Below are 12,210 nucleotides of genomic sequence, written 5' to 3'. Positions count from 1 at the left end.
GCGGGAGACTGTCCGCGCGCCGCAGTTCGAGAGGACAGACACATGATCATCACGACTCGCGACGCCGCGATCCGTCGGGCCGACGGGCGCAGGCCTGGGCGCGGACTGCTCACCGGCTCGATCGCGGCGCTGCTCGGCAGCACGATCCTGATGCCGGTCGTCGACGTCGCCGTCCACCGCGCGCTCGCCCAGACGGCCGAGACCGCGGGCGCGGTGCAGCTCGACGAGCTCGTCGTCACCTCGCGCCGCCGCGACGAGAAGCTGTGGGAGATCCCGTTCTCGGTCGACGTGCAGAGCGGCGAGCAGCTCGAGGAGAAGCGCGCCCTCGACACGCTCGAGGCCCTGCGGGACGTTCCGGGCGTCGGGGTGACCAGCTCCGGCGACCGGATCAACAACACCATCACGATCCGCGGCGTCGGCCCGATCGGCGGTGCGCTCAGCCCGGACGACAGCTCCGTCATCACCTTCGTCGACGGCGTGCCGCTGCCGGTCGGCGCCGCCAACTCGGCGATCTTCGACGTCGAGCGCGTCGAGGTGCTGAAGGGGCCGCAGAACGTGCTGTTCGGCCGCAACACCATGGGCGGCGCGATCAGCGTCGTCCCGGTCGAGCCGGCCTTCGCGACGAGCGGCTACATCCGCGCCGAGTACGGCACCGACTCCACCCACCGGATCGAGGGCGCGGTGGGCGGCACGCTGGTGCAGGACAAGCTGGCGGCCCGCTTCGCCTTCCGCAAGAGCGGCGCCGGCGGCTATGTCACCAACATCGCCGGGTCCGATCTCGGCGAGGACCAGGTGCTGGCCGGACGCGCGTCGTTCCTGTTCACGCCGACCTCGGACATCCGCTGGCTGGTCAGCGCGACCTACGAGAAGGCCGACGCGGTTCCGGTCTACTCGATGCTGGACGCGCCCGGGCTCGGCATGCTCGCGGCCCGCAATCTCGGCAAGGACAACAACGAGCTCGCGGTGCTCAACTCGAAGTTCGAGTACACCATGGACTGGTCGACGCTGACCGTGCAGACCTCCTACAGCAAGCTCGACAACGTCCAGAACTTCAACAATTTCGACATGCTCCTCGGCCAGCAGGTCGTGCAGGGCCTGGATCCCATGATCCAGATGCTCATCGCCACGTACGGGCAGCCGCTCACCGATCCCCGCTACAACTACACCAACACGGAGCGGGAGATCTCGAGGTTCACCCAGGAGGTCCGGCTGACCTCGCCCGAGAACGCGACGACGACCTGGATCGGCGGCCTCGCCTACTATCGCGACACGGCGAACATCGACCGCAGCATGAACCTGATGAACTTCTTTCCGTCGTTCTCGGGCCTGACCACCTACGATCTGACGACCACCGGCTACTCGGGCTTCGGCGAGGTCACGCAGCCGCTGGTCGATCGCCTCAAGCTGTCGCTGGGCGGCCGGCTCTCGCGCGAGACGAAGGAGTTCTCCAGCGAGTACTTCGCCGACGGCACGATCGCCAACAACCCGATCTTCGTCATGGCCGGGGGCTTGCCCATCGTGCCGTACTTCGCGGAGGAGGACGAGACCGTCTACAAGTTCTGGACCGGCCGGGCGGCGCTCTCCTACGAATGGAACAACCACCTCACCACCTATGCCAGCGCGGCGCGCAGCTACAAGACCGGCGGCTACGGGGAGTACTTCTCGCTCACCTACGCGGGCGTGGCGCGGGAGCCTTACGACCCGGCCAAGGGCATGACCTACGAGGCCGGCGGGCGGGCGTCGCTGCTCGACGGGCGGCTGCTGATCAACGCCGCGGCGTTCTACAACGACGTGAAGGACGAGCAGATCCTGCAGCTCGACCCGAGCGGCCTCACCGCCTACTACGTCAACATCGACACGACCAGCAAAGGCTTCGAGGTCGAAGCGACCTGGAAGGCGACGCCGTATTGGACGCTGGCGGGCGGCGTCGGCTACACCGACGCGCGGCTCTACAACGTCACGGCGGGACTCGCCGCGACCACGCCGGGTCTCGCCGACGGCAACCAGGTTCCGAACGTGCCGCCGTGGTCGGTCAAGGCGTCGGTCGCCTACCGGGCGCCGGCGAGCGAGCTCGGCTTCGGCGGCTGGATCGGCGGCCAGACCGTGTACGGCCGCGTCGGCTACAACTACTACTCCGAACGCTTCTACGACACCGGCAATCAGAACGAGCTCGACGCCATCCATCTGGTGTCGGCGCGGCTGGGCTTCGACTGGGGCGGCGGCGAGGCCTATGTGTTCGGCGAGAACCTGCTCGATCAGCAGTACCTGATCCTGACCCAGCTCATCAACCTGAGCGGCAACTCCGCGATCCGCGGCAGCGCGTGGTCGCGCGGGGCAGTGGTCGGCGTCGGCGCGGCGGTGCGGTTCTGACGGCCGCGGCGACGGGCGCCGCGTCGGTGCCGCCGGCGGTCTTCTCCCGCGAAGCAGGCTGCCGGTCCTCCGGCAGCCTGTGAGCCGGCGGTCGCAGGTCGGCCTCCAGTCCCTGCGATGTGCCGGCCCGTCTGTCCGGTGCCGTCTTCGGCGGTCGCCATGCCCGGCCTCGTCCGCCGTGCCACGTCAGGGACCGGTCGTGCTGTCTCGTCTCCTCACTCGCCGCAGCGGCCGCATCGCGGCGACGCTCCTCTGCCTGGTCGTGATGCTCGGACGATCTCCGGGCGTCGCGCAGGACCTGCCTGCCAGGGGCGATGCAGCCGAGCAACCGGCCGCGTCCGACGGCGTGGAACGACGTGATCCGGAACGACCAGTCCCCGGAGGCGTGAACGCACCCGCCGGGAGCGGGGAGGGCCCTCCGGCGACGCTGGCGGCGCTGCCGCGCGACCTCTCGCCATGGGGCATGTTCCTGGCCGCCGACATCGTGGCGAAGATCGTGATGGGGGGACTCGCGGCCGTCTCGGTGCTGACCTGGACGGTGGCGATCGCCGAGATCTCCGAGCTCGGCGGCGAGCGGCGGCGCGTCGCCGGCGCACGCGCCGCGCTGACCGGTGGGATGCGCTTCACCGATACGGCGGCGGTGCTGGAGGCGCGCGGCGGCGTCCCGGCCATGGTGGCCGCGGCGGCGGCCGAGGAGCTCGCGCAGTCCGACGGGCTGCCGTCGGATGGTGTGAAGGACCGGATCGCCCTCGCCCTGTCGCAGAGCGTGGCCGTGACGATCCGACGGCTGCGGCGCGGCGCCGGCTCGCTCGCCACCATCGGGGCGACGGCACCGTTCGTCGGGCTGTTCGGGACCGTCTGGGGCATCATGAACAGCTTCATCGGCATCTCGCGGGCGCAGACCACCAATCTCGCCGTGGTGGCGCCCGGCATCGCCGGGGCACTGCTCGCCACCGCGCTCGGCCTGTTCGCGGCGATCCCGGCCGTGGTGATCTACAACGCCACAACCCGCAGGATCGCCGACCACCGCGCGGCGCTCGAGGATCTGTCGAACGACCTCCTGCGCCTGGCGGGCCGCGATACGACATCGTCAACCGCGCCGATGGCATTCTGCTCGCATCGGTGGCGTCGCGGCTGGCGACTGCGGGCTGATCACGACGGTCCTGCGGCTCCGGACACCCCCGGTGGCGCCGGCGCGCGCGGCGGATGCGACGCCCGCGTTTCATCGGCCCGGCTTTCGGCGCGGCCGTGGCGCGTTGCTTCGCGGGCGGCGATCACGATCCGCAGCATGTGAGCCTGCCCGTCCAGGGGGGCGCGCGCGACGCCGGCGATCGGCATGGGGACGCCGTCGAGCCAAGCCTGTGCGGGGGTGCCGGGCGGCGCCGTCTCGACCCGAATGTCGTAACCGGTCGACCCCACGCTCACCCGCGCCTCGAAGCCCGGCCAGCTGGCCGGGATACAGGGGTCTACGACGAGCTCCGCGCCTTCCCGGCGCAGCCCGAGAATACCCTCGATGCCGGCCCGGTACATCCAGCCGGCGGCGCCCGTGTACCAGCTCCAGCCGCCGTGCCCGACATGCGGCGTGACCGAGTAGACGTCGCCTGCCACCACATAGGGCTCGATCCTGTAGCGCGCGACCGCGCCGGGCGTGCGGGCATGGTTGATCGGGTTGACCATGGCGAACAGGCCGGCCGCCCTGTCGCCGTCGCGCAGCGTCGCGAAGGCCAGGATCGCCCACATGGCGGCGTGGCTGTACTGGCCACCGTTCTCGCGCAGGCCCGGCGGGTAGCCCTTGATGTAGCCGGGATCGTGCAAGGTGCGGTCGAAGGGCGGCGTGAACAGGAGCGCGAGGCCGTCGCCACGCCGCAGGAGACGCTCGTCCAGCGACGCCATCGCGGTCGCCGCCCGGGCCGGGTCGGCGGCCCCCGACAGCACCGCCCAGGACTGGGCGATGGAATCGATCCGGCATTCGTCGCTGTCCTGTGAGCCGAGCCAGGTCCCATCGTCGAACGTGGCGCGGCGATACCAGGCGCCGTCCCACGCCTCGCGTTCGATCGCCGCGCGCACCGTCTCTGCATGCGCGGTCCAGCGTCGCGTCCGGTCGGCGTCGCGGTCCTTGGCGATCGGCGCGAACAGCGCGATCGTGCGCACCAGGAGCCAGCCGAGCCATACGCTCTCGCCGCGGCCCTCGTGGCCGACCCGGTTCATGCCGTCGTTCCAGTCGCCGCTGCCGATCAGCGGCAGGCCGTGGGCCCCGGTGAGGGCGACGCTCTGATCGAGTGCGCGGGCGCAGTGCTCGAAGAGCGTGGCCGGCGCGTCGCCGATCGTCGGCTGGAACAGCGCGTCGTGCTGGCCGGGCGCGAGCGCCGGCCCCTCGAGGAACGGCACCGACTCGTCGAGCACGCCGGTGTCGCGCGACCAGGCCACATAGGTCGCGGTGGCGAAGGCGAGCCAGGCCCGGTCGTCGGAGATGCGGGTGCGCACGCCGAGGCCCGAGGTCGGCAGCCACCAATGCTGGACGTCACCTTCGACGAACTGCCGCGACGCGACGCGCAGGAGGTGGCTGCGCATCGCGCCCGGCTCGGCGAAGGTCAGCGCCATGCTGTCCTGGAGCTGATCACGAAACCCGTAGGCACCGCTCGCCTGATAGAAGGCCGCGCGGGCCCGGATGCGGCAGGCGATGGTCTGGTAGAGCAACCAGCCGTTCAGCATGATGTCCATGGCGCGGTCGGGCGTCTTCACCTCCACGGCCCGCAGCCGCGTCTCCCAATCCGCCGTCACCTCCGCCAGCATCGCGTCGAGATCGGCCGTTCGATAACGAACGATCAACGCCCGCGCGCCGTCGGCCGTGGGGCATTGTCCGAGGACCATCGGGATCTCGGCCGTCTCGCCCGGCGCAAGCTCGACGACGCGTTGCTGGGCGACGCAGGGGTCGAGGCCGGCGCCGGTGGCGCGCGACAGCGGTCCCCGTCCGGAGAGCGCGGCCGGTGCCGCGAGCGAGCCGTCGCGACCGATGAACTCGGTCCGGTCCGCCGTCCAGGCGGTCTGCCGGCCGGCCATGTCGGCAAAGGCGACACGGCCGGCGAACGCGACGCTCCACGGGTTGCGGGCCAGGATGGCGCCGGTCTCGCGGTCGAGCTCGGTGGTGATGAACGGCCCCGACGCCGACCGCGAGGCGCCCAGCACCCACTCGGCATAGCGGGTGACCGAGAGCCGGCGGGGCCGCCCCGAGAGGTTTCGCAGCGTCAACCGCGAGATCTTGATCGGATCCATGATCGGCACGTAGTGGAGGAGGTCGGACACGATGCCGTCGGCCCGATGCTCGAACCGGCTGTAGCCCCAGCCATGGCGTGCCAGATAGGTGCCGCCGTCGTCGATCGGCCGCGCCGTCGGGCACCACAAATCCCCGGTCTCCTCGTCGCGGATGAAGATCGCCTCGCCGGCCGGGTCGGTGACCGGATCGTTCGACCACGGCGTGAGCTGGTTCTCGCGACTGTTCTCGGCGAAGGTGAAGCCGGTCCCCTCCGCCGCCACCTGGAAGCCAAAGCCCGGGTTGGCGATCACGTTGATCCACGGCGCCGGAGTCGTCCGGCCGCCATCGAGCACGATCACGTATTCGCGGCCGTCCCGGTCGAAGCCGCCGAGGCCGTTGAACAGCTCCAGGGTCGTGGGCATCCGGATTTGCACATGCCGCGGCGGCAGCGACGGCTTGCGCCTCGGCTCGGCCGGCGCCCGGCGCGGCGGCACAGGCAATCGAGCGATCTGGGCGGCGATCGACCCGCGTCGCGCCACCAGCACGACGCGGGCGACCGACTGGAGCAGGGCGCGCGCTTCGGCGCCCATCAGATCGGCACGCAGCGTGTGGACCGACCCCTGCGCGAGCGCGTCGCCGAGCCGCGGCCGGGTCTGGCTGCTGCGCACTGCGGTCTCGATCGCGACCTGGAGATCCTGCAGATAGGACGAGGCGTGCTCGTTGACGATGACGAGATCGACCGCGAGCCGCTTGATGCGCCAGTACTCGTGCGCCCGCAGGAGCTGGCGGACCTGGGCGATGTCCTCGACGTCGTCGATGCGCAGGAGCACGATCGGCAGGTCGCCCGAGATGGCGAGCGGCCACAGGCCGGTTTGCGAGCCGGCCCCGCGCAGGATCGCGTCGGGGGCCGCCCGGAAGCGCCGGTCGGCATAGAGGATCGGGGCCGCGAGATCCTGGAAGTCCGCGGCTTCCTCGGCGTCGATGCCGAGATGGCGGAGCTGGACCTGGGCTTGCGTCCAGGCGAGCGTCCCGGCGCGGTCGTAAGCGTTGCGGTCGTGCAGCGTGTCGACGAGATCGAGCAGCTCGGCACGCGACGATGCGACGACGGTCCAGAACGCCACCCGCACGGTCCGTCCCGGCGGAACCACCACGCGCCGCCGCTGCGCGAAGATCGGGTCGAGGACCGTGCCGACCGTGTTGGACAACGGCCGGCCGTCGAGGAACCCGGCCGCCGTGGCGACGGTGCGGCCGCGTCCGACGAAGCGGGCCCGATCCGTCTCGTATTGCGGATCGGCGGCGATCTCGCCCTCCACAACGGCGAAGTGCGCGGCGAACACCTGCGGCTCGCCGTGCGCGCGTGGGCGGCGTGTCGCGACGAGCGCCCCGAGCTCGGCGACGTGCTCGGTCTCGACGAACAGCTTGGCGAAGGCCGGATGCGCCGCGTCGGCGGCTGGCGTCGTCAGCACCACCTCGGCATAAGAGGTGAGCTCGATGTCGCACGTCTGACGTCCGTTGTTGGTCAGCGTGACGCGGCGGACCTCGCCGTCGTGCTCGCCGGAGACCAGCACCTCCATGGCGGTCGTCAGCGTGCCGTCGTGGCGGACGAACGCGGCGTGATCCTCGCCGAACACGACGTCGCTGCTGTCGGCTGCACCGATCGGCTGTACGCCGGCCGACCAGACGCGCCCGCTGCGCACATCGCGAAGGACGATATAGGAGCCCCAGTCGTCCTGGGTCGCGTCCTCGCGCCAGCGGGTGACGGCGATGTCGCGCCAGCGACTGTAGCCGGAGCCGGCGGCCGTCAGCATCACGCTGTAACGGCCGTTCGACAGGAGATGGGTGATCGGGGCGTGGCCGGTCGTCGCCGACACGCGGCGCACCATCGGCACAGCGGCGCCGGCCTGCAGCGTCGCGGTGTTCAGCTCCTCGGCGCGCGGACGCGCGACCACGACCTCGCGCGGCATGCGCTCCTGGAGCAGCAGCTCGCTGGCCTGGATCATCGGCTCGCGGTGGAACCGGGCCCGCATGCGGCCGCCCTGGACCGTGTTGGCGATCGCCACGATGGTCATGCCCTGGTGATGGGCCATGACGGTGCGGACGACGGCGACGCGCTCGCCCTCGGGCAGCCGCGCCGGGGTGAAGTCGAGGGCTTCGTAGAAGCCGTAGCGGCCGCGCCCGCCCATCGTGGCGATCCGCGCATAGTTGTCGCAGGCGCCGTGCGGATCCACCATGGCCGCGAGTCCCGTCGCGTAAGGCGCGATCACCACGTCGTCGGAAAGGCCGCGCTTCAGGCCGAGGCCGGGGACGCCGAAGTTTGAATACTGATAGGTGAATTCTGCGTCGCGGGCGTTGTAGGCGGATTCCGAGATGCCCCATGGAACGCCGAGCGAGCGCCCGTAGGCCTGCTGGCGCGCCACCACCAGCCGGCTGGTCTGCTCCAGCAGGCTGCCGGCCGGCGCCCGCATCACCAGGGCCGGCATCAGATACTCGAACATCGAGCCCGACCAGGACACGAGCGCCGAGCCGCTGCCGAGCGGCGTCGCGGTGCGGCCGAGCCGGAACCAGTGACGGGTCGGGACGTCGCCCTTGGCGACGGCGAACAGGCTCGCGAGCCGAGCCTCCGATGCGAGCAGGTCGTAGCAGCCCGGATCGAGCCGGCGATCGGCCACCGAATAGCCGATCGACAGGAGCTTGCGGTCGGGATTGACCAGGAAGGCGAAGTCCATCGCCATCGCCATGGCGCGCGCCGTGTCGGCGAGCGCCGCCAAGCGGGCTCCGAGGTCGTGACGGGCGTGGTCCCGGTCACGGTCGTGCTCTGTCACCGACCGGCTCAGCGCCTCGATCCAGAACACCAGATCCGGAGCATCGTCGCTCGCGGCGGCCGGCACCAGCGCGCGGGCCATCCGGCCGGCCTTCTCGGCGAGCCGCTTCAGGGCCGGCGACGCCGCCTCGATCGTCTGCCCGCTCCCGAGCTGGACGTCGATATCGTCGAGTGCGGCGGCGAGCCGCCGTCCGGCCTCGCTGGCCGCCGCGGGCAGCGACCCGGCCGCCTCGCGTGCCAGGTGGAGGTGATCGCGCATGCCGCTTCGCGCGTCCGGCGCCTGGACGGCATCGACCCATTCCTCGCAGGCATTGGCGAGCGCGAGCAGGTAGCCGGCGAGATTGCCGCTGTCGACCGACGAGACATAGGCGGGCTCCAGCACCCGGCGGTCGCGGGTGCCGTACCAGTTGTAGAAGTGCCCCCTGAAGCGCGGCAGCGCCCGCATCGCGCCGAGCGTCGCCTCCAGGCGCTCGACCGTCTCGCTGGTGCCGGCCCAGCCGAGGTCGCGCGCCGAGACGGCGGAGAGCAGATAGAGGCCCATGTTGGTCGGCGAGGTGCGGTGGGCGACGACCGGCCTCGGGTCCTCCTGGAAATTGTCCGGCGGCAGCATGCCGTCGTCCGGCGTCACGAAGGTCTCGAAGAACCGCCAGGTCCGCCGCGCCACGAGGCGCAGCGCCCGCGCGTCCTGATCGGAGACCGCGAGTCGTCCGGCGATGCTCGGCGACCGGCTCACCCGTTGGGCCAGCGCCGGCGCCGCCAGCCACAGGAGCCCGAACGGCAGCGCCACCGGCCACGACGACGGCGCGAGCGCCACGGCGCCGACCGCGACCGCGATCCCGAGTGCGGTGCCGCCCGCCATGTCGCGATAGAAGCCGCGGACCCCGAGGTGCGGCTTGCCGGTCGACTGCGCCGCCGTGGTCCATTCGAGCAGATGCCGGCGTGTCGTCAGCAGGCGGACCAGCGTCCGCACGATCGCATCGCCCGCCCGCCAGGCCTGATCGGCGAGGAGCGCGACCGTCATGGCGGTCTGCAGCCCGGCGAGCCGCAGATCGTCGGCGAGCGTGCGGAGATGGTTGCGGATGCGGATGCCGCTCCGGCGCGGCAGTACCGCGAAGGCCGTGGGCAGAAAGGCCGGCACGGCGACGGCGGCGACGAGCATCAGCGTCGCGGTCGCGGCGGCGGACCACGGCAGCAGCCAGCCGGCTCCGAACGTGGCGAGCGTGAACGGCGCGAGCAGCGAGCGGCGGAGATTGTCCAGCATCTTCCAGCGCCCGACCGCCGGCACGGCGCGCGATCCGGTGCGCCGGCCGAACACCCAGGGGAGGAGCTGCCAGTCGCCACGCACCCAGCGGTGCTGGCGCTTGGCGGCGACGTCGTAGCGCGATGGAAAGTCCTCGACCACCTCGATGTCGGAGGCGAGGCCGGCCCGCGCGAAGATGCCCTCGAACAGATCGTGGCTGAGCATGGTGTTCTCGGGCACGCGGCCTTCGAGGGCGGCTTCGAACGCGTCGACGTCGTAGATGCCCTTTCCCGTGTAGGACCCCTCGCCGAACAGATCCTGATAGACGTCGGAGACCGCGGCCGCATAGGGATCGATCCCGCCCGGCCCGGACACGATCCGCTGGTAGAGCGAGCCCTCGCGCCCGACCGGCAGCGACGGGGTGACGCGCGGCTGGAGGATGGCGTAGCCGTTGACGACGCGCTGCTCCGCGGCACTGAACTTCGGGCGGTTGAGCGGATGCGCCATCTTCCCGATCAGTCGCAGCGCCGCGTCGCGCGGCAGCCGCGTGTCGGCATCGAGCGTGACGACGTAGCGCACGTCGGCGGGAACGTGCGGGGCTCTCCCGCCGACCGGCATGAAAGTGGTGTCGTTCGCGCCGCGCAGCAGCCGGTTCAGCTCGTGCAACTTGCCGCGTTTGCGCTCCCACCCCATCCACTTGCCCTGGCCGGGATTGTAGACGCGGCGGCGATGCAGCAGCAGGAAGCGGTCGCCGTCCGGACCGGGGCCGTGCCGGTGGTTCAGCGTCGCGATGGCGGTGGCCGTCGCGGCGAGCAGGACGGCGTCGCGCGCCACGACCTCCTTGTCGGCATCGATGCCGTCCGACAGCAGCGCGTAGGTGAGATCGCCGCCGGTGGCGAGGTGATGGACCTCCATCCGCTCGACCTGCTCCAGGAGATCGGCTTCGCCGGTCAACAGCGTCGGCATCACGACGAGCGTCCGCGACGAGGGCGGGATGCCGTCGGTCAGGCCGAGGCCCGGAAGCGTCACGGCGCCGAAGTTCCAGGTGATCGCGCGGTCGACGAGCGCGACTGCGGTGGAACTCGCCGGCAGCACGCCGACCAGCGCGAGGAGAAGCAGGGGGCCCGCTCCGGCGACGGAGGCCAGCATCCAGACCACTCCGGCCAGCAGGACCGCTGTGACGAGAGCGATCGCGCCGACATAGCCGCCGATCCCGAGCCGCACGTTGAAACGGCTGATCCGCAGCCGCGCCGGCGGCCGGAAGCCGATGGCGTGCTCGAGCGCGCGACGGCCTTCGGCGATGAGATGGTACCCGGGATCGCCGGCCCGCTCCTTGTCGATGGAGTCGGCACCATCGGCCGGATCCTGCCCGCTGCGGCGGGCCGCATCGAGCGCGTGATCGGTGACCTCGAGCTCGGTACTGGCCGACCCCCGCGCCAGGAGCTCGATCGCGCTTCGGTACAGGTTGCGGGTCGGGAAATCCATCGCGGCGAAATCACTCGCCGCACGCAGGCGCGCGTCCACGAGACTGACGCTCTCGAACAGATCCGACCAGTCGAGATCGGAGATCCGCCGCATGCTGGTGATGACGTTGCGCACCGAGACATTCGACGCGCCCTGCCGCTGCTGGGCGTGCCGCACGGCGTCGTCGATGGTGATGCCCTGGCGTGCGAGACGCTTCTCCAGCCAATCGAGGGTCGGGGTGGTCTGCGGATCCTGGTCCCTCAGCCGCTTGGCGAGCTGCGCGGCGAAGATCTCGGACAGCGGCGCGGACGACCGCGCGGCGATGTCAAAATCGAGGGCGGAGCGGGCGCCGTCCGGGGCGAGCAGGCGGTCGGCCAGCGCATCGGCGTCGGCTCGCGCGGCGCGGCCGGCCGTGATCTGATCGGAGAGGCGCCGCAGGTTCTCGACGAGGACGATCCGCAGCGTGATGGCGACGGCCCACAGCTCGCCGATGGTCAGCGGCTGCACCCGCTGATAGGCGACGATGAAGTGGCGCAGCGTCTCCGGATCGAAATGGCTGTCGGTGTGTGCCGTGTACGCCCAGGCGAGCCCGAAGACGCGCGGATAGCCGGCGAACGGGCCGGTCGCGAGCTTCGGAAGCTGGCGATAGTAGCCGGCCGGCAGGTCGTCGCGGATCTCTCGGATCTGATCCTCGACGAGATGATAATTGTCGAGCAGCCACTCCGCCGCTGGGACGATGCCGCGACCGCAGGCGAGTTCCGCCGCGCTCGCCCGGTAGGCCGCGAGGAGAGCGGCGGCGTCGGCCTCCAGGCGCGTCCGAAGCGGCAGGACCCGCGGTGGTCTCGTGGTGACCGACTGGGCCTCGGCGAGGCTCTCGGCATGCTGCTCGAGGCGCTCGACGCCGAACAGCTCCTCGCGCACCGGCGCCGGGTCGTTCCATGGCGAGGCGCCGCGACGTGCTCCGAGCACGCGAGAGAGACGGATGGTCATGTCTGCCTTTCAGGTCGGGATCGACGCGCGGGGACTTCGGTCGGTCGGAGACGGAAGGATGTCCGGTTCCGA

2 protein-coding genes and 1 pseudogene are annotated in these 12,210 nt (G+C 71.2%); 2 read left to right on the top strand and 1 reads right to left on the bottom strand.

What is annotated here, in order from left to right:
- Window positions 1-42: 42 nt before the first annotated feature.
- Together J2S22_RS05605 and exbB are read left to right on the top strand one after the other, a co-directional pair.
- The gene (locus tag J2S22_RS05605; protein ID WP_272779042.1) at window positions 43-2,370 is read left to right on the top strand and encodes a TonB-dependent receptor; all 2,328 of its coding nucleotides are present in this window, start codon (window positions 43-45) and stop codon (window positions 2,368-2,370) included.
- A gap of 265 nt (window positions 2,371-2,635) precedes the next feature.
- Window positions 2,636-3,433, top strand: a pseudogene (gene exbB, locus J2S22_RS05600) (tonB-system energizer ExbB); the annotation flags it as partial.
- 89 nt (window positions 3,434-3,522) lie between these two features.
- Here exbB and J2S22_RS05595 read toward each other — a convergent pair.
- Window positions 3,523-12,138, bottom strand: coding sequence for a glycoside hydrolase family 94 protein (locus J2S22_RS05595; RefSeq protein ID WP_272779043.1), 8,616 nt, complete (start codon window positions 12,136-12,138; stop codon window positions 3,523-3,525).
- Between the last annotated feature and the right edge of the window lie 72 nt (window positions 12,139-12,210).

The organism is Rhodoplanes tepidamans (assembly GCF_030813915.1).
Taxonomy (GTDB): Bacteria; Pseudomonadota; Alphaproteobacteria; order Rhizobiales; family Xanthobacteraceae; genus Rhodoplanes; species Rhodoplanes tepidamans.
The sequence above is the reverse complement of the archived record's forward strand: the minus strand, read 5'-3'. Positions and strand labels throughout refer to the sequence as shown.

Excerpts from the sequence above, each read along its gene's own strand:
- J2S22_RS05595 (WP_272779043.1), bottom strand. The coding sequence starts at position 12,138 with ATGACCATCCGTCTCTCTCGCGTGCTCGGAGCACGTCGCGGCGCCTCG.
- J2S22_RS05605 (WP_272779042.1), top strand. The coding sequence starts at position 43 with ATGATCATCACGACTCGCGACGCCGCGATCCGTCGGGCCGACGGGCGC.